Source organism: Aminobacter carboxidus (assembly GCF_014863355.1).
Classification (GTDB): Bacteria; Pseudomonadota; Alphaproteobacteria; order Rhizobiales; family Rhizobiaceae; genus Aminobacter; species Aminobacter carboxidus.
Genome location: NZ_JACZEP010000019.1, coordinates 60,852 through 78,377 on the forward strand (window position 1 = coordinate 60,852; position 17,526 = coordinate 78,377).

A 17,526-nucleotide genomic window follows, 5' to 3' on the forward strand; every position below is an offset into this window, starting at 1 on the left:
TCGACAGTCGCGGTCGGGCAACCGGCTTGGCTTCGGTTGACCGAGCGCCTGCCTGCTGGCTGTCCTGGTTATCGCCTTCATCAGGCAAATTATGAAAACCACTCCAGCCTTCACGGTCGTCAGTCATCTTGTGCCCCTCTAATTCGGCTCAGCCCAGCATGTGCTGCATGACGTCGGCCGATCCGGAATCGGCGGCTTGCGGTGCGATGTTGTTGCCTTGGGAAGCGTCGCCGGTGTCGTCGCCATTGCCGTCGTCGAGGAAAGCCACGGCTTCGTTGACGAGTGTATCCGGGTCCTGCCCGCCCAGATCCGGCTCGCTCGACACAAGGTTGGCCTGGATCAGGATCTCGTCGGAGTAGCTGTCGCCACCGACATAGATCTTGGAGTAGCCGTCGACATCGACGATGGTGGCGTCGTTGACCAACTGGTTGCCGCCGGTTGTGATCGTCCATTCCGCATCGGGATTGGCGACCATCTGGTTCATGGCAAGCGCCACCTGGTCGCTGTCGCCCACCACGGTGGTCTGCTTGATGTACTGCAGATTGTAGATGTCGCCGGAGATGTAGAGCACACGCAGCACGCCGATGCCGGCGAATGCGGCGTCCTGGAGGATTGAGTTCGGCAATTCCTTGTTGCCGGCCGCGAGATCGGCGGCTGCGGTGTCGTAGCCATCGGGCAGCGGCTCGCAGGTGCCTGCGCCGACATTGACGATGCTCGCCTGGTTCCACAGAAGGTTCCCGCCCGTCGAGGCGGAGCCTTCGCCCGTCGTCTCGAAGCCGTCGACGGCGCCTATCATGTCGTTATCGAGCAGCAGGTTGAGCTGACAGATGATGCTGGCGTCGTAGACGTTGCCACCGACGATGATGAGGTCGTAGTAGCTGCCGAGCTCGTACAGGCTGAGGCCATTGAAGGCGGTGTTTTCGCCGGTCGAAACGACCGACTGCACCCCGGACGAGGAAGCGATGACGACGTCATTGTCCATGACGAACGCATATTGCTCGATCCAGTTCATCATGAGCAGGTCGCCCGAAATTTCGGTGACCACGTAGTAGGCCGGGAAACCGGCAGGTGGAGGCGCGGCCTCGCCCTCGGTGTCGGCGGAAGGGTCGATGTGCTTGAACATCGCGATGTTGAAGCTCTGGTTTTCACCGCCTGGGTCGAACGGCCAGCCGCCAACCGCCGAGCCGACGCTGTCGACATCGCAGGTGCCGTTGATCTGGACGATCGCGTTCAGCGAGATGTGGTCGCCCATGACGGCCAAGACCTCTGCCGAGACCCACTCGTTGACGACGACGGCATTGTTGATGACGGAGTTGCCGCCCGTGCTGATTTCGACGCTCGGGTTCACCGTGCCGTCGCCCCAGCCGTCCATGAAGTCGCCGGAATCAGGAGGTGTGTCCATGTCGAGCGGACCGTCCGGTCCAGCTACGTCCTCGTCATCGTCCTGTTCCTTCAGGAAGTTGACGTAGTCCTCCATCTTGGGAACATCGGCCTCCTCGACCAGCTGGCCGTTGAGGTATGTGCCTTCGATGGTCTCGCCCTTCACGCTGAAGACGTCGGCGTTGCCATGGTCGGCCGCATCGAATGCCTCGAACCGGTCCACGGCGGTGGTCACGAACGTCGCCATCTCCTCGGTCGTGCCTGGAAGTGTCAGGTCGTCGATCGGCGACAAGTCGGCCGCTGCCTGTTGCAACTCGTCCAGCGCGCTGTTATCCGGCGCTGCCGGAGTGAACTTCAATCCGCTGCCGCCGAAGCCGACATAGTCGTCGTCGGAGAGCTGGATTTCCTGGATGATGATGGCGGCCAGGTCGCCTGGCGGGTCGATCTGTGGCAGGACGACGCCACCCGACCCGACCGTCGTGCTATCGGGGAGGCGGGTGAAGTCGTGCAGGAATGGCCCGTCGGGGACGGGTACTTCAGGAGGAGTGAAGGCAACCTTCGACCAGACGGTGACCTGCTCGATCTCGGGCCGCATTGCCAGATACGGTACGTTCGGATCAAAATCCTTGAGGGTGTGGGAGGCGTCGACCTTGATGGCGACGGTTTCAGGGTCCGGAAGCTGCTTTTCTGCCTCTTGGGTCGCCTTGAAGCCATCATAGGCCTGCTTCTGGCGCGCTGCCTCGACGTTCATATCGAAGAGCCCGACGAAGTGGGCTATCGCGTCAGAGACCTTGTCCAAATAAACGGAATTCATCTGCCTAGCCTCCGCCCTTTGTGAACGGAGCAGCAGCGCCTAGGCGCTGCCGCCGGTCACGTTTGAGGACTGCGCGGAAAACTCCGCGCAGTCCGTTTCGTTTGGCTGTTGGTCGCAAATCATTCGACCGGCGCCAGGCGATCAGGCGTTGTCGTCTTCGCCCGTCAGCGTCTCGGTGAAGTTGCCGCCGACAACGGTCATGTCGACCGTATTGCCTTGCAGGTTGGCACCCATCACGATCTGCTGGTTGAAGGCGCTGGTGTCGATGATGGCGTCGGCGCTGGCGAAGCTTTCACCAGTGACGTAGCCGTCGTCGGAATTGCCCGAGCCCCAGTTGCCGCCTGCGCCACCTGCGCCACCGGCTCCACCAGTCGCTGCGCCGACCGTGCCGCCGCCGCCGCCGCCGCCAGCCCAGGCTGCGCCGCCAGTAGCATTGCCGCCAGTACCGTCAGCCCAGGCACCGCTCAGCGCGTTGCCGCCGTCGCCGTCGCCATAGGCCCATGCGCCACCGCTGGTGCTTGCGCCACCTGTTGCTGCGCCTGCGGTCGCCGAACCACCGGTCCCTGCACCGCCACCGCCACCGCCGCCGCCATTGCCTTCACCGGAGCCTTCGCCATAGCCTGCGCCGAAGCCGGCACCGAAGCCTGCGCTGAGTGCATCGCCGGTATCGCCCTTGGCGTCGCCGCCATTGGCGTTGGCGTCGCCACTGTCGGCGTCTGCCTTACCGGAATCGGCGTCGCCGCCGCGGCCGGTGTCGGAGTTGGCGTTGCCGCCGTCGCCCTTGGCGTCGCCGCCTTCACCGAAGTTCAGGACCGGGATGATCGGCACGAATGCGTCGATGCCGTCGCCAGCGTCGCCCTTGGCGTCGCCGCCTTCGGTGTCGTCGATGTCGCCGCCATTGCCCGCATCGGCCTTGCCGGAATCGGCATTGGCGTCGCCGCTGTCGGCCTTGGCGTTGCCGCCGTCACCCTTGGCATCGCCCGAGTCAGCTTCGCTCGCGCCGACGCCAAGTCCGGCACCGAGGCCAAGACCGAGACCGAGGCCGAGGCCGGTACCACCGTCGCCACCCCTGCCACCGTCGCCCTTGCCGCCGTCAGCGTCGGTGTCGGCGCTGCCGCCCTTGCTGTCGCCGCTGTCGGCCTTGGTGTCGCCCTTGGCGTCGCCACCCAAGGCTGCGCTGAGCGCCAGGCCACCCTCGCCCTTGCCGCCATCGGCTTCGCCGCCCTTGGCGTTGCCACCGTCGCCGCCATCGGCTTCGCCAGCCTTGGCGTCGCCGCCGCCGCCGCCGCCGCCGTCGGCATTGATGCCTTCTTCAGCGGATGCATGGCCGCCCTTGGCGTCGAAGTCTTGCTTGAAGTAGCCGTCGTTCTTGACGGTCGCTTCTTCAAGCTTGTCGTTGTCGACCATGTCTGCGGTCTGGGTGATGACGAATGCGTTGCTGTTGGCGCCCATCGCGCCGGTCAAGACGTCCTTGAAGCTGATGTCGTCGCCCGGATTGTAGTTGACGTCGCCGTCCTTGCTGAACAGCACGTCGCCCTTAACGTTGCCGTCGATGTCAGCGAAATCATTGTCTTCCTTGTAGTCGCCGAGACGGCCGTCGAGCTCGACATCAACGTCGACGTCTACCTCGACCTTGGTCTCGTTCTTGTTCTCGTTGGTGTTCTCGTTCTTGGATTCGTTCTTGTTTTCGTTGTCGTTGTTGTTCTCGGACTCGTTCTTGTTTTCGTTCTCGTTCTTGGATTCGTTCTCGTTTTCGTTCTTGGATTCGTTCTCGTTCTTATTCTCGGACTCGTTTTCGTTCTTGTTTTCGTTGTCGGACTCGTTTTCGTTCTTGTTTTCGTTTTCGTTCTTGTTTTCGTTCTCGCTGTCGCCGCCCAAATCAATGTCGTTGCCGACGAATTGCAGGCCAAACGCGTTGAGATTGTTGCTGTTACGATCAGATGACATCGTGTTGTCCTCGGTTGGGACCGCAGTCACTTGACCGTTCTCATCTTTCACACGGTCTTGGGTTCACGCGGTCGGTTGAGTTTTCGATGGAGAAACGATGGGTCGCCTGGCTGAGGGGACTGATAGCCGGGTACCCTTGAACTCAGTTCTGGATGGCTGAAGACCTCCCCTTTGTTGGCGGGGTGAGGCTCGGATTCTCACAATGTCGTGAACGCAAGACCATTGTAGATGGCCCAAATCGCGACTGATTGCTGAATCTCAAGCACCCACGCCCATGTTGCTTGAACCAACAAAGTTTGTGGCCGTGACCCTGAAATTGTAAGCTGACAGTTCGCGCTAGGCTGTTTGGGTCAGACCGCCAAGAAGTCGCGGCGCTGATCTAGCTATTGCAGCCGATGATCGGTCAGAAATATTGACCTCTTGCCACAATTCTACGATTGCGAGTCATTTGCTGCAGAATTGCCCAAGTCCCGGCTGCTTGCATCGGGCAAAAAGGCCATGCCGATGATCGTGTGGTTGGGCTAGCCGAACTAGGCCGAAGGGCTAGCTCGCTTGAGTGCTGAATTGTCCGGAAGGGCTATGCGAGGGCTTTCGCTAGCTCATCTTGCATATACCGAACCGTTAATAAGCGGTATATGGTATCTAAATAATGCTCCCCAAAGGCGGCAACTGGGGGAAAAAAGACGCGCATTTGTGAACATTGGGTGGGTGAACTCATGTACCGAGTGGCAATTCCCAGCGCACGCCGCGCTAACGGAGCGGATGGCTCCGCGCAGAAAACCTGCAAGACCTTGCTGATCGTTGCTCCGGCCGATTTCGTCTCGGAGAGTCTTATTTTTGCGATCGAGCGCGAGTTTCACTGGATCACCGTCGATCAGGTGTCGACCCTTGCCGACGCCTGCGTCGGCTTTGATGCCCCTGTGTCGCTGATCCTGGTCGAGGCCAAGCAGTTGCCCGAGGTGGCGGCCCAATCCGAAAGGCTGGCGCTTCTCCATCCCTCAGCACAGATCATGCTGATCCAGGAGGACGGGCGGCAGGAGGTTTCGATCCGCGACGTGGTTACCGCGCGCAATGTGCGTGGCGTCTTGCCGATGAACCTCAAGCTCGACGTGTGGCTATCCGTCGTTCGCTTGGTCTTGCGCGGCGGCGAATACTTCCCGCTGTCGCTGTTCGAGCCGATCATCGAGCGGCGGCGCGCCGGCGCTACCGGGCCTGCCGTCAGCTTCGACGCTCCGCAGAAGCCGCAAGCCTCGCAAGAGAACGAAGTGGATGATTTCGACGAACTTACGGAGCGCGAATTGCAGATCCTGGCCATGGTTGCCCGCGGCCTGCAGAACAAGCTGATCGCTGCCGCACTCGGTCTTTCCGAGCACACGGTGAAGATTCACCTGCACAACATCATCACCAAGCTCGGTGCCCACAACCGCACCGAAGCTGCCGCGGTGTATCACAAGCGGCGGGAGAGCGGCGGCGAGCGACGTGTTGGCGATGTCGCTGTGCTTCATGCGCAGCAAACGTTGTCATGAGAGCAAGATGCCGCGTTTCCAGGACGTGCTGCTTACCGTTGGCCAGCTCAACTACACCTGGACCAACACCGAAAGCCTGCTCATCTATCTGATCGCCGGCCTTGCCAAGGTCGACAAGGAAACGGCGATCATCATCTTCCTGACATTGAACACGACACGTGCGCGCATCGACCTCGTCGAGCGGCTCGCCAAGATGGCGAAGACACCGCAAGCCTGCCGCGAGGCCGTGCTGTCGGTGGCCGCTCAACTGACGCACCAAGGCAAGCTGCGCAACAAGTACAGCCATTGCATCTATTCGTTCGACGAGACCGGCACGCGCGCCAGCACCCAACTGATGCGCATCTTCGACAGCAAGGACAGCGTCCGCTACGGCAAGAACGAAGAGCTCGACGACAACGAGATGCATCGCATCTCGGCGTCGATCGAGGCGATCAGGGACATCAACCGGCAGATATGGAAGATCGTCGAGGACAATGCGTTTCCGCACTGAGCGGGTTCGGGATCCTCAAGCGCCGATACGCGTCCACCTTCCGCTTTCCGACTGCGACTGCCGCGCGAAGTAGCGGTAGGGCGTGCTCTTCCAGTTCCTGATGGCGCCGGTGCGGTTGTCCAGGATGAGATCGCCACTGTCGGTGCGTACCGTCAGCACCGTGTGTCCAGTGCCGCCATAGGTGGCAACCGTCAGCAGCAGGGTCGATGCCGGCCAACCGAGCTTTCGCAGCTCGTTTTTCTTGAGGATGGCGATGTCTTCGCAATCGCCCACCGATGTCGGCAATCGCCAGTCATCGTCACGTCCTGTCGTGGCGATATCCTCGCGTTGCCGTATGCGCTGGTTGACCGAGGCATTGACCTTCTTGAGGTCGCTCATGCGCGCTTCGGTGAGCGCCATCACCTTGGTCTTGCCGGCAGAGCTGCATAGTCCTGGTTGTCTAGCACAAAAGGCGTTTGCCGCCGGCGGGGCGAAGGCATAGCCGACAGTGCTCATGCTCGATCCGGCGGTGGTAGACTGGCTGCAGCCAGCCGGAATCAAGGCGATCGCAAGTAGCGCCGCGATTTTTTGCACGTGCTGTCCCCCTCTCAATGGGTACTAGCAGACAGCATATTAGAGCTAGATAAATCAACCCATGCGAGCGACCTTTGCACTGATTTCAAAAGGTTGTATGATTAACAAAGTGTTTCCGATGATCGGATCACGTGATCATAGCGCCAGTTTGGGGACGGGCGCGTTTTTTCCCTCAGGAGGAAGAAATGACGACGTTCCCAACCTGCGTGCGCAGGATTCACACGATTCTGCTGGTTTCCTCGGCTCTTGCGGCAGTCAGCTTTGTTTTCCCCGCATCAGCCCAGAGCAACGTTCGGCCACGCATGGCGGCCGCGCAATGCCAGCCACTTTCCCAAAGCAACTATGAAATGTGCTGCATTGCGCTCAATCGCAGCAGCATCATGTCGGCTGACGAATTGGCACAATGCCCTCCACTGACCACGTCGCTGATCGCGGCCGTACTGGCCGGCAGCGAGAATGGCGGCGATGACGGCGGCACCGGAAGCGAGAATGACGGCGGTGGTGATGGCGACGGTGATGGCGACGGCGACGGCGATGGTGATGGCGACGGCGACGGCGATGGTGACGGTGACGGTGACGGTGATGGCGACGGTGACGGTGACGGCGGTGTCGGTGGCGGCGGCTCGGGCGGCGGCGCCGGTGGCTGAGCCTGACCGAACCTGACCGGGCAACACGCTAGAGATACCGGGCGGCGACAGCCGCCCGGTTTTTGTTGGATGCAGCGGAGAATTGCCCAGGCTTAACAGTTTACTTCGAGACCGCCCAATAGCGGTCGTCGGCGAAGGTCGTGCCCATCATCAGACCCTTGACCCGCGCGCTGATGCCAAGCTTGCGCACTTCCTGGAACATCATGATGAAGGGCGAGCTGTCGGTGTGCACCTTCTGGATCGCCTCGTACATGGCCTTACGCTTGGCGGTGTCCTGTTCGCGCACGGCGGCCATGGCATCGGGTGAAAGTGCGCCGGCGTTCCAGCCGAAGCGGTCGGCCAGGCTGTCGGAGCCATCGGGCGCGTCCTGCTTGTTGACGGCGAACGCTTTGGCGTTGGAGTGCGGATCGGGGTAGTCGGGGCCCCAAAGGCCAAGCCAGATGTCGAGATCGTGGTTGCGGTAGCGGTCCAGCCACTCGCGGCCACCGACGACCTGCAGGTTGAGCTGGACACCCGCCTTGGCCATGGTTGCCTGGATCGCCTTGGCAAAAGCGGTGAAGGGTTGGGTATCCCACACCACCATGTCGAGCGAGAACTCGCCGCTGACCCCGCCTTCGGCCAGAAGCGCCTTCGCCTTCTCGATATCGAAGCTGAACGGCTTGTAGGCAATGGCGCCGAGAAACCCGTTCGGCACCAGCGTCTGGTGCACTTCCATGGTGCCGCGCGAAATGGTGTCGACGATACCCTGATAGTCGACCAGATATTTAATCGCCTCGACCACCTTGGGATTGGCGAGATACTGGTTCCGGACGTTGAGGCCCATGTAATAGATGTTGCCCGAGCGGCCGTGGACGATAGCCAGCTTCGGGTTGTTGGTGAGGGTGTCGAAATCGTTGGGCCCGAGCCGGTTGGCGATGTCGATCTCGTCGGATTCGAGCAGCCAGCGCTGGGCCGAGCTTTCCGCGACATGGCGGATCAGCACGTGCTCGACCTTGGCCGGCTCGCCCCAATAGTTGTCGTTGCGCGTCAGCAGGATCGACTCCCTGGGCTGCCACTTGCTGAGCACAAACGGACCTGATCCGGCGGAGTTCTGTGCCTTCAGCCAGCCATTGCCATAGTCGCCATCGACTTCATGCGCCTTGATCGTCTTGCTATCGACGATGGCGCCCATATAGGACGACAGGCAGTAAAACAGGAAACTCGGCGAATAGGTGTCGGCGATGGTGATGACCAGGGTCTGGTCGTCGAGCGCCTTGATGCGGTCGTCGACATTGTCGGGCGAAAAGCCGAACTGGCCGATGATGAAGGCCGAGCGCGACTTGAGGTGGATAACCCGCCTGAGCGAGAATTCGGCGTCCCATGCCGTCACCGGATTGCCCGAGGCAAAGCGTGCCTTCGGGTTCATCTTGAAGGTGAAGGTCTTGCCGTCGGGCGAAATCGTCCAGCTTTCGGCGAGCAGGCCCTGGATGCGGGTCGGGTCGTTGGCGTCGAAGCTGACCAGCGACTGATAGATCTGGCTGCTGGTCAGCACGCCGCCAACCTCGCCGACCTCGCCCGGATCGAGCGTCACCACGTCATCAATGGCATCGGCAACGACCAGTGTATCGTCGGGCGTATGGGCAAACGCAACCGAGACAGCGAGAGCTGTCCCGATTATCGCTGCAACCATCGCCTTGAGCAAACGCATGCCTCTGTCCCTCATGAGCCTTTGCTGCGGCCCAAATCATCGGCTCGGCGGCGTCGATCAGAAAGTCGTCGTAATAGACCGATTTGTGAAGGGGTTATATTCTTTATTCTGCATATGAACATGCAACTTTATGCAGGGAATGGAATTCTGTCGTCGGTCAATTTTTGCGTATTCCGTTTCGATATGGCCGTCAATTTGGGTCTGCGATAGCGTGTTTACGCTGCCGTACCGGATTACAAATGTCCCGAACGTCCTGTTTTTAGAATCTTTTTCCGTGGAGTTGTCCCATGCGCTTTTCTCTGTTTGCCGCCGTCGTTACTGCCGGCCTGGCCTTTGCGACCGGCGCACTGGCTGAACGCCTGACGGACAAGCCGCTTGTCGACGCGGCCTGGCTCAAGTCCAACCTCGGCAACAAGAGCCTCGTCGTCATCGACGTGCGCGACGCCACGAAGGACGGTGCCAACCCCTATGCCAAGGGCCATGTGCCGGGTGCGGTCAGCGCGCCTTATGCGACGGCCGGCTGGCGCGCCGCAGTGAACGGCGTTCCCGGCATGCTGCCGCCGCTCGATACCATCACCAAGACCATCGGCGACCTCGGCGTCAGCAATGACAGCCATGTCGTGATCGTGCCGAACGGTACCGACTCTTCCGAATTCGGCGGCGCCACCCGCGTCTACTGGACCTTCAAGGTGCTCGGCCATGACGCCGTGTCGATCCTCGACGGCGGCGCGCGCGCCTGGGAAGCCGCCGGCGGCGAACTCGCGACCGATGTGGCAAAGCCTGCTGCCGTTGCCTTCAAGGGCGAGCTGAGGCAGGAGCTTCTGGCCACCACCGCCGATGTCGAGAAGGCGCGTGCCGAAGGCATCAAGCTGATCGACGGCCGCCCGGCAGCACAGTTCAAGGGCGAGGCCAAGAGCCCTGTCGTTCGTGTAGCCGGCACCATCCCCGGCTCGAAGAATCTCGAAAACACCAAGCTTTACGACGCCGACAAGGCGTCCTTCGCCTCGAAGGAAACCGTCGGTGGCCTATCCCAGGCTGTCGGCCTGGCCAAGGACGAGCAGAACATCGCCTTCTGCAACACCGGCCACTGGGCGTCGGTGGTGTGGTTCGGCCTGAGCGAGGTCGAGGGCAACAAGAACACCAAGATGTATGACGGATCGATGGCCGAGTGGGCCGCCGATCCGGCACGCCCTGTCCAGCCCGGCAACTGATCGCCGGACAGGGGCAGACCCGACATGACGATGTCCAGGAGCGATCCTGGACATCGTCATTTGAAGCGGCCACGCTTGGACTTCCAGATTTTCGCGGACTGAACTGAAATGACTGAGATAAATGCCACCGCGCCGGCGCCTGTCGCAGGCGTCAATCTCGACAAGGGGCCTGTCGTCTTTGTCGGGCTTGCCCTCATCCTTGGCGCGCTCGCCATCGGCGAGGCGATCGACGCCCGCCAGACGGTGCTGTTTGTCATCGGCGGCCTGCTCGGCCTGACACTCTACCACGCCTCGTTCGGTTTTACCGGCGGCTGGCGTCGCTTTGTCGTCGAGAAGCGCGGCAATGCCATCCGCGCCCAGATGCTGATGATCGCGGCTGCTGCCATTGTCTTCATCCCGCTTCTGTCGTTCGGCAGCTTCAACGGCCAGGCGCTTGTCGGCGCCTTCGCGCCGGTCGGCGTGTCGGTGCTGGTTGGGGCTGCGATGTTCGGCCTTGGCATGCAACTCGGCGGCGGTTGCGGCTCGGGCACGCTGTTCACCGTCGGGGGCGGCAGCTCGCGCATGCTGGTGACGCTGGTCTTCTTCATTGTCGGTGCTGTCATCGGCACGGCGCATCTGCCGTGGTGGCTGGCGCTGCCTTCATTGCCCGAGATCAGCCTTGGCCGGACGCTCGGCGTGCCGGGCGGCGTGATCGTCACGCTGGTCGGCCTCGGCGCTGTCGCTGCCGCGACCGTGCTGGTCGAGCGTCGCGCCCATGGCGAAATCGAAACGGCCAAGTCCGCACCGCGCCAGGGCGTTGGCCGCCTGCTGCACGGCCCATGGCCGCTGGTGGGGGCAGGGCTTGTGCTTGCCGGGCTCAACATCGCCACACTCGCCACCGCCGGCCATCCCTGGTCGGTGACCTTCGGCTTCGGCCTGTGGGGCGCCAAGGTGGCGCAAGCGGCCGGCGTTCCCGTCGAGACCTGGGCGTTCTGGAACTGGCCGGGACCGGCCAAAGCGCTGGGCTCGAGCGTGCTTGCGGACGTCACTTCGGTGATGAATTTCGGCATCATCCTGGGGGCAGCACTCGCTGCCGGGCTTGCCGGCAAGTTCGCGCCCAAGGTACATGTGACGTTCGCCTCGTTCCTGGCGGCCGCGATCGGCGGTGTGCTGATGGGCTATGGCGCGCGGCTGTCGTTCGGCTGCAATGTCGGCGCGCTGTTTTCCGGCATCGCCTCGGGCAGCGTGCATGGCTGGCTGTGGTTTGCCTCGGCCTTTGTCGGCAGCCTTGGCGGCGTCGCGCTGCGTCCTCTGTTCGGCCTCGATGGGTTCAAGAAATGAGCGCGCGCAACACTTTGCTGTTCGGCACGGCTTTCCTCGCCGCCACATCGGCTGTCGCTGTCGACCACTATCGATTTGCCGCGCCCAAGGTAGCACCCGCAGCCGCCGCACCGGCGACGCCTTGTGCCGCCGGCAATCCTTGCGCCGCAGGCTCGCCTTGTGCCGCAGCCTCACCGTGCTCTGCCGCTTCGCCCTGTGCCGCTGCGGCTCCATGTGCTGCGGCATCCCCGTGCGCGGCAGCGGCACCATGCTCCGCCGCCTCGCCTTGCTCGGCTGCAGCCGCTCCCGCGGCCGCCGCCCCATGCGCCGCTGCCTCTCCATGCGCTGCGGCTCCGGCGCCTTGCGCTGCTGCAGCACCGTGTGCCGCCGCTTCGCCTTGCGCGGCCCAGCCGCAATAGGCCAAGCTGCGGCCTGGAGGCGCCATGGACGAGACGAGATCCGAAGCAGCACGGCAGGCATTGTTCTGCGAGCAGGTGCTGGCGAAGTCGGGCAGCAACGTGCTGCTCGAGACGCTGCGCGAGGCGAAGTCAGTCGCGGCGTGGGAGCATTTTCCTCCAGGCGACGTGTTCGATCCCGAGACCGGGGCGCAGTGGTACTATCACAGCCATCCGCCGCAGGAAGGGCAGGCCGAGCACGGCCATTTCCATTGCTTCGTGCGGCCCGAGGGCGCGAAAGGCCCGATCCACCACATCGTTGCCGTGGGTGTCGACGCTTATGGCAAGCTTGTCAGGCTGTTCAGCGTCAACCAATGGGTCGTCGGCGACGACTGGCTGGAAGCGGAGGCGACGATTGCACTGCTGCCGCGCTTCAATCTGCATTTCGCGCGGCCGTCCTATCTGGTCAATCGCTGGCTGAGTGCCGTGCTTGCGCTTTATGCCGATGAGGTCAGAACGCTGATCCGCGAGCGCGACCGCGTGCTGGCGGCGCATCAGTCGCCGAATGGCGCTCCAGCGCGCGATGACCGCGCGCTGGAGGTGACGTCCGAACTCGGCGTTGACCTTCGCCAGATGGCCGCCGGCCTGGGCGTCTGATTTCCAATTCATCGACCGCGCATCGTGCCTTCCGAAAACCGGTTCAGATTTTCGGGCCGATGCGCTAGCCCCGCAGGATCACCCTGATCGCCTGGTCGAACACCGGGTGCATGCTGCCAGCATGATGTGACAGGCGGTTGCCCGAGCCGGCATTGCAGGTCATGGCCACCGTCAGGCCGGACTTGGGCTCGTGCTGCATGACGGTGACGTAGCCCGGAATGCCACCTTGGTGACCGTAAAGCAGGAGATCGGCGTAGCTGCTTTGGAACAGGCCAGTACCCGTCTCGCGCATGCGGGTTCCCGGGAAACTGAATTCGGCGCGGTCTTCGCTCATCTCGCGGAACAAAGGCGCCGGCAGCAGGCTGCCGGAAAACAGCGCCCGCATGAACCTCACCATGTCGCGTGGCGTCGACACCATGTCGCCGCAGCCATAGGCGCCGGAGAAGGGGAAGCTGTCGGATGAATCCTGCAGCTCGTCGGAGTAGGGCAGCACGCCATCCATGCGCCACATCTCGCCGCCGTCGGCGATGCCGGCTGCAGCATTGGATGCGGGTTTGGGGCGATGGTAGTAGCCGCGCACCATGCGCTCGGTCGGGAAGCTTTCGGTCGCCGGCGACCATGTGTCCTTGAGGCCGAGCGGGTCGAGCACTTTTGCCCGTACATAGGCGCCCAACGATAGCCCCGAGACCGCCTCGATCAGCATGCCGGCCAGCACATAGCCGGTGTTGTTGTAGACGGCAGGGCCGCCTGGGGCCTTCTGGCCGCCGACGCTGAAGGCGAGATCGACAAGCTGCGACGGCGTCCATGACCTGCTCGGGTCCATCGGGATGTCGTATTCGAACTCGGGCAGGCCGCCGCGATGGTTGATCAGCTGGCGCACCGAGACCTCGCCGGCGCGTGGCAGATCAGGGAACCAGGTCGAAATCGGGCGGCCGAGATCGACCTTGCCGTCTTCGGCGAGCTTCATCAGGGCTGCGGCGACAAAGGTCTTGGTGCAGCTGCCGATCTTGAACAGATGGTCAGGCGTGACCGCGATGTTGCGCGGCCGGTCAGCCAGGCCTGATGTCACGGCAATGACGTCGCCATCGCCGAGCGCGAAGGCAAACGAGGCACCTACCGCGCCCTCGGCGCGGTAGGTTTCGAACAGACGGTTCAATTCTTCGAGCATGACGGTCTGCCCTCGTTGTAGGCGGTGGCCCTATTCGGCGATGTCGACGGCGGCGAAATTCTGCCGGCCAAACGGATCCATCACATAATTGAGCACGCTCTTGCGCACCGGGATGGAGACGACCGAATGGGCGATCGGCGCTTCCGGCACCTCGGCCTTCAGGATCGCCTGGGCCTGGCGGTAGATATCGGCGCGCTTTTCCGGATCTGATGTGACGCGGCCGGCCTCGAGCAGCTTGTCGAAATCCTGGTTGCACCAGCGCGACCGGTTCGAGCCGCCCTTCACGCCGTCGCAGGCGAAGGAGAAGGAAAGCATGTTGTCGGGATCGCCATTGTCGCTCGAACCGCCGAGCAGATAGGCATCGTGCTCGCCCTTGCCGGTGCGGGTCAGATATTCGCCCCACTCGAAGGTGACGACCTCCGACTTGACGCCGACGGCGGCCCAGTCGGCCTGGATCATCTCGGCCATGCGGCGGGCATTGGGATTGTAGGGGCGCGACACCGGCATCGCCCACAGCTTGATGTTGGTGGCGGCATCGAGGCCGGCTTCCTGAAGCAGCTTTTTCGCACCTTCGGGGTCGTAGTCGATGGCGGCATCCGTGACCGCACCCAGTTGCATCGGCGGCACGACGCTGCCGGCAAGGCTGCCGGCGCCCTGATAGACAGCCTCGACGATCGCCTGGCGGTTGATCGCCTTGGCCAGTGCCGTGCGCACGCGCACGTCACCGAGTGGCTTGTGCTCGGTGTTGAAGCCGACGGAGCCGATGTTCTGCCCGGGCTGGCTGAGGATATCGACGTCCGGGTTGTCCTTGAGCTCGGCAAGGGCAGCAGCCGGGGGCGGGGCGGCGACCTGGCATTCGTTGGCCTTGACGCGGGTGACGCGGACCACCGGCTCCGGCGTGATGGCGAAGATCAGCGTGTCGATCTTGGGCGCGCCGTTCCAGTAGTCCTTGTTGGCGGCATAGCGGATCTGCGCGTCCTGCTGGTAGGCCTGGAGCACGAACGGGCCGGTACCGACCGGCCGCTGGTCGATCAGTTCGGGCGTTCCGGCGGCGACCATCTTTTCGGTCTGCTCGAGCGACAGGATGGAGAGATAATCGAGCGCGATGCCGGGCAGGAAGGTGACGTTGGCTGTCGGCAGCGTGAAGCGCACGGTGTAGTCGTCGACTTTCTCGATGTTCGAGATCATCGAGCCCATGCCGAGGCCGTTGAAGTACTCGTACGAGGCGTTGGCCAGCTTGTAGTACGGGTTGGTGGCGTCGCGCTGGCGATTGAAGGTGTAGAGCACGTCGTCGGCGTTGAACTCGCGTGACGGCGTGAACGTCTCATTGGAGTGGAATTTGACGCCCTTGCGGAGATGGAAGGTGTAGACCTTGCCGTCCTTGGAGACGTCCCATGTCTCGGCGAGCGCGGGTCCGACTTCGGTGGTACCAGGCTTGAACTCGACGAGGCGGTTGAAGATCGTCTTGGCCGCCGCGTCCATGGTGGAGTCGGCGACAGTCAGCATCGGATTGAAGGTCTCGGGGCTGGCCTCCGAGCAGTAGACCAGTGTCTTGGCGTAGGCCTGGCCGCCGAACAACATGGTCGAGGCGACAAGCGCCGAACGCAGAATAATGCCTGAAGAAGTCATTGTTATCGCTCCCTTTTTTTGTTTGATGCCGCCGCGCGGCGGTTCTCCTCCCTCCGCGCGCCAGCACTCTTGCTTGGACTGAGGTCTAAGTGCTCACCGCGTGCTCGGCTTCCGACCGCACGAATCGATCCGGCGCGAGCGCGCCATAACTCACGCCGAGTTCGACGAGGTCGTCGGGCAGCGGCTCGCCGCGCATCAGCGCCGAGCCGAGGCGTGCCAGCGTCAGCGACACCTGGAAGCCGTAGCCGCCCTGGCCGCCGAGCCAGAAGAAGCCGGGCAGGCGCGGGTCGAAACCGACGACCGGCGTGCGGTCGGGCGCGAAGGTGCGCAGGCCGGCCCATGGCGTCGACGGGCGGCCGACATCGAGGCCCGTCACTTCCTCGATGTTGTAGGCGGCGGTGGCGACGTCGATGTCTTCCGGATAGGCATCGCAAGGCTCGGTGTCCGCCTCGTCGGCGAGCGAGCCGATCAGCCGGCTTGCATCCGGCTTGAAATAGAAGCGCTCGTGCAAGTCGACGACCAACGGCCACTTGCGGACGTCGACGCCGGTGGGCGGATCAAACAGGAAGGCGGTGCGTCGCTTGGGCGCGAAGCCGAGGCCGGACAGGCCGGCACGTCCGGCGATGACGTCGACCCAGGCGCCGGCGGCGTTGACGACGACGTCGCCCTCATGGATGCCGGTTGAGGTGACGACGCGGAAGCCTTGCGGCGTGCGCTTGATCTCAAGCACATCTGCACCGGTGACGATGCCGCCACCGGCGACCTTCAGCGCCGCGGCCTGGGCCTGGACCATCTTGCCGGTGTCGATGTCGACTGCGCCTGGTTCGTAGACGGCGCCACAGGTCCGCTCCGGCGCGATCAGCGGCACCAGTTCGGTGACCTCCTCGGGCGATAACCGCCGCACGGACGGCACCAGGGCTTGGTACTCGGCGGCGAGCTTGTCGATGGCGTCGTCGTCGTCGGGGCCGCCAAAATGCAAAGCGCCGCGCGCGTGCTCGATGAAGCCGCCGTCAATGATCGCCTGCCGGCTTGCCACCGAAAGCGCGCGCACCAGCGCGTTGCCATAGGTCTCGGTGAACAAAGCGGCGGAGCGTCCGCTGGCGTGGTAGCCAAGCTGGGATTCGCGCTCGATGACAGTAACCTCGGCCCATTGTTGGACGGCGGCTGCGATCGAAAGGCCGGCTATGCCGCCACCAATGACGATTACTTTTTGGGTGTGGGACTTGGAATGCATGGCCATTCGTAAAATCATTTTCTGATGCAGTCAATAATTAGCGTATAGGAAAAATATAGGTGAATCTTGCCGAGTGAAGTTGGAATAGCTAACACAGGCGGGTGATGGAGATGACCCATGTCGGAACAGCCGAATCTTGGCGACTGCCTGCGCAACCTGAGACGGCAGCATGGCTGGACGCTTCAGGACGTCAGCCATCTCACTGGCGTGGCGGTGTCGACGCTGTCGAAGGTCGAGAACGACCAGATGTCGCTGACCTACGACAAGCTGTTGCAGATCTGCGGCGGGCTCGGCATCCATGTCACCGAACTGTTGAGCGGCGACTCCAAGCAGCCTACGGCGCGCACCCGTCGCTCGGTAACGTCAAAGACGACGACGCTGCGCCAGCTGACGCGCAACTACGACTATTTCTATCTCGCCACCGATCTGGTGCGGAAGCGCATGGTGCCGATCCTGGCCAATGCCCGGGCACGCACGCTCGAGCAGTTCGGCCCGCTGACCAGTCATGCCGGCGAGGAATTCCTGATCGTGCTGAAGGGCGAGATCGAAGTTCACACCGAGCAATATGCGCCGGTGCGGCTCAAGCAAGGCGAAAGCGTCTACATCGACTCGACCATGGGCCACGCCTACCTGTCGGTAGGCGAGGGTGATGCCGAGATGCTGTGCGTCTGCTCCGGCGACGAGCCCGACATGGAACAGACGCTGATCGGCCTCAACGACGAAGAGAAGATCGAGGCTTAGGTGTCGTTTCCAAGAAGGTTGTTCAGCCTTTGGAACGGGCTGATGCCGCCGAGTGCAGAGTGTGGGCGCGTTAGGTTGTAGTTTGCTGCCCAGTGGTGAATGGCTTTGGCGCGTTCGTTCGATGAGGC

16 protein-coding genes are annotated in these 17,526 nt (G+C 62.7%); 6 read left to right on the forward strand and 10 right to left on the reverse strand.

Annotated features, from left to right (window positions below):
* Positions 1–148: 148 nt before the first annotated feature.
* Positions 149–2,194 (reverse strand): type I secretion protein, encoded by a 2,046-nt coding sequence (locus tag IHE39_RS28935; RefSeq protein ID WP_192568939.1) that lies wholly within the window; start codon positions 2,192–2,194, stop codon positions 149–151.
* Positions 2,195–2,335: 141 nt separating this feature from the next.
* On the reverse strand, positions 2,336–4,141 hold the full coding sequence (locus tag IHE39_RS28940) for a hypothetical protein (RefSeq protein WP_192568940.1): 1,806 nt from the start codon (positions 4,139–4,141) through the stop codon (positions 2,336–2,338).
* 791 nt (positions 4,142–4,932) lie between these two features.
* Between IHE39_RS28940 and IHE39_RS28945 the strand changes: the two genes are divergently transcribed.
* Positions 4,933–5,667, forward strand: coding sequence for a helix-turn-helix transcriptional regulator (locus IHE39_RS28945; protein ID WP_246485675.1), 735 nt, complete (start codon positions 4,933–4,935; stop codon positions 5,665–5,667).
* 7 nt (positions 5,668–5,674) lie between these two features.
* Entirely contained in the window at positions 5,675–6,157 is a 483-nt protein-coding gene (locus IHE39_RS28950; RefSeq protein ID WP_184769734.1) for a hypothetical protein, read from the forward strand.
* Positions 6,158–6,172: 15 nt separating this feature from the next.
* Here IHE39_RS28950 and IHE39_RS28955 read toward each other — a convergent pair whose 3' ends face one another.
* From IHE39_RS28955 to IHE39_RS28965, 3 genes are all read right to left on the reverse strand, one after another.
* Positions 6,173–6,652 carry a transglutaminase-like cysteine peptidase gene (locus tag IHE39_RS28955; RefSeq protein WP_184769735.1) on the reverse strand — a complete coding sequence of 160 codons (480 nt, stop codon included), beginning with the start codon at positions 6,650–6,652 and terminating at the stop codon, positions 6,173–6,175.
* Positions 6,653–7,005: 353 nt separating this feature from the next.
* Positions 7,006–7,404 carry a hypothetical protein gene (locus IHE39_RS28960; RefSeq protein WP_192568941.1) on the reverse strand — a complete coding sequence of 133 codons (399 nt, stop codon included), beginning with the start codon at positions 7,402–7,404 and terminating at the stop codon, positions 7,006–7,008.
* A gap of 73 nt (positions 7,405–7,477) precedes the next feature.
* Positions 7,478–9,064, reverse strand: a complete 1,587-nt coding sequence (locus tag IHE39_RS28965) for an ABC transporter substrate-binding protein (protein WP_192568942.1) — start codon at positions 9,062–9,064, stop codon at positions 7,478–7,480.
* A 287-nt stretch (positions 9,065–9,351) separates the two neighbouring features.
* On the opposite strand from IHE39_RS28965, the gene IHE39_RS28970 reads away from it, so the two are divergent.
* Together IHE39_RS28970 and IHE39_RS28975 are read left to right on the forward strand one after the other, a co-directional pair.
* On the forward strand, positions 9,352–10,275 hold the full coding sequence (locus IHE39_RS28970; RefSeq protein ID WP_192568943.1) for a sulfurtransferase: 924 nt from the start codon (positions 9,352–9,354) through the stop codon (positions 10,273–10,275).
* 108 nt (positions 10,276–10,383) lie between these two features.
* A complete protein-coding gene (locus tag IHE39_RS28975; protein ID WP_192568944.1) occupies positions 10,384–11,595 on the forward strand; it encodes a YeeE/YedE family protein in 1,212 nt (403 codons plus the stop codon).
* Between the two features lie 67 nt (positions 11,596–11,662).
* On the opposite strand, the gene IHE39_RS28980 is transcribed toward IHE39_RS28975, so the two are convergent.
* Complete coding sequence (locus IHE39_RS28980) at positions 11,663–12,019, reverse strand: hypothetical protein (protein WP_192568945.1); 357 nt, start codon at positions 12,017–12,019, stop codon at positions 11,663–11,665.
* Between IHE39_RS28980 and IHE39_RS28985 the strand changes: the two genes are divergently transcribed.
* Positions 12,018–12,626, forward strand: a complete 609-nt coding sequence (locus tag IHE39_RS28985) for a DUF6969 family protein (protein ID WP_192568946.1) — start codon at positions 12,018–12,020, stop codon at positions 12,624–12,626. The two genes, IHE39_RS28980 and IHE39_RS28985, sit on opposite strands and share 2 nt — an antisense overlap.
* A 64-nt stretch (positions 12,627–12,690) precedes the next feature.
* Here IHE39_RS28985 and IHE39_RS28990 read toward each other — a convergent pair whose 3' ends face one another.
* The 3 genes from IHE39_RS28990 to IHE39_RS29000 form a co-directional block, all read right to left on the reverse strand.
* Entirely contained in the window at positions 12,691–13,794 is a 1,104-nt protein-coding gene (locus IHE39_RS28990; RefSeq protein WP_192568947.1) for a serine hydrolase domain-containing protein, read from the reverse strand.
* A gap of 30 nt (positions 13,795–13,824) precedes the next feature.
* Positions 13,825–15,423, reverse strand: a complete 1,599-nt coding sequence (locus IHE39_RS28995; protein WP_192568948.1) for an ABC transporter substrate-binding protein — start codon at positions 15,421–15,423, stop codon at positions 13,825–13,827.
* Positions 15,424–15,508: 85 nt separating this feature from the next.
* Positions 15,509–16,663, reverse strand: coding sequence for an NAD(P)/FAD-dependent oxidoreductase (locus tag IHE39_RS29000; protein WP_246485676.1), 1,155 nt, complete (start codon positions 16,661–16,663; stop codon positions 15,509–15,511).
* 111 nt (positions 16,664–16,774) lie between these two features.
* Between IHE39_RS29000 and IHE39_RS29005 the strand changes: the two genes are divergently transcribed.
* Positions 16,775–17,398, forward strand: a complete 624-nt coding sequence (locus IHE39_RS29005) for a helix-turn-helix domain-containing protein (RefSeq protein WP_184769744.1) — start codon at positions 16,775–16,777, stop codon at positions 17,396–17,398.
* On the opposite strand, the gene IHE39_RS31200 is transcribed toward IHE39_RS29005, so the two are convergent.
* On the reverse strand, positions 17,395–17,526 hold a 132-nt coding region (locus IHE39_RS31200; RefSeq protein ID WP_192568492.1), incomplete at its 5' end, for an integrase core domain-containing protein. The two genes, IHE39_RS29005 and IHE39_RS31200, sit on opposite strands and share 4 nt — an antisense overlap.

Bases quoted from the DNA above. Each gene is read 5' to 3' on its own strand.
- IHE39_RS28935 (WP_192568939.1), bottom strand. From the start codon at position 2,194: ATGAATTCCGTTTATTTGGACAAGGTCTCTGACGCGATAGCCCACTTC.
- IHE39_RS28940 (WP_192568940.1), bottom strand. From the start codon at position 4,141: ATGTCATCTGATCGTAACAGCAACAATCTCAACGCGTTTGGCCTGCAA.
- IHE39_RS28950 (WP_184769734.1), top strand. From the start codon at position 5,675: ATGCCGCGTTTCCAGGACGTGCTGCTTACCGTTGGCCAGCTCAACTAC.
- IHE39_RS28955 (WP_184769735.1), bottom strand. From the start codon at position 6,652: ATGAGCACTGTCGGCTATGCCTTCGCCCCGCCGGCGGCAAACGCCTTT.
- IHE39_RS28965 (WP_192568942.1), bottom strand. From the start codon at position 9,064: ATGCGTTTGCTCAAGGCGATGGTTGCAGCGATAATCGGGACAGCTCTC.
- IHE39_RS28970 (WP_192568943.1), top strand. From the start codon at position 9,352: ATGCGCTTTTCTCTGTTTGCCGCCGTCGTTACTGCCGGCCTGGCCTTT.
- IHE39_RS28975 (WP_192568944.1), top strand. From the start codon at position 10,384: ATGACTGAGATAAATGCCACCGCGCCGGCGCCTGTCGCAGGCGTCAAT.
- IHE39_RS28985 (WP_192568946.1), top strand. From the start codon at position 12,018: ATGGACGAGACGAGATCCGAAGCAGCACGGCAGGCATTGTTCTGCGAG.
- IHE39_RS28980 (WP_192568945.1), bottom strand. From the start codon at position 12,019: ATGGCGCCTCCAGGCCGCAGCTTGGCCTATTGCGGCTGGGCCGCGCAA.
- IHE39_RS28990 (WP_192568947.1), bottom strand. From the start codon at position 13,794: ATGCTCGAAGAATTGAACCGTCTGTTCGAAACCTACCGCGCCGAGGGC.
- IHE39_RS28995 (WP_192568948.1), bottom strand. From the start codon at position 15,423: ATGACTTCTTCAGGCATTATTCTGCGTTCGGCGCTTGTCGCCTCGACC.
- IHE39_RS29000 (WP_246485676.1), bottom strand. From the start codon at position 16,663: ATGGCCATGCATTCCAAGTCCCACACCCAAAAAGTAATCGTCATTGGT.
- IHE39_RS29005 (WP_184769744.1), top strand. From the start codon at position 16,775: ATGTCGGAACAGCCGAATCTTGGCGACTGCCTGCGCAACCTGAGACGG.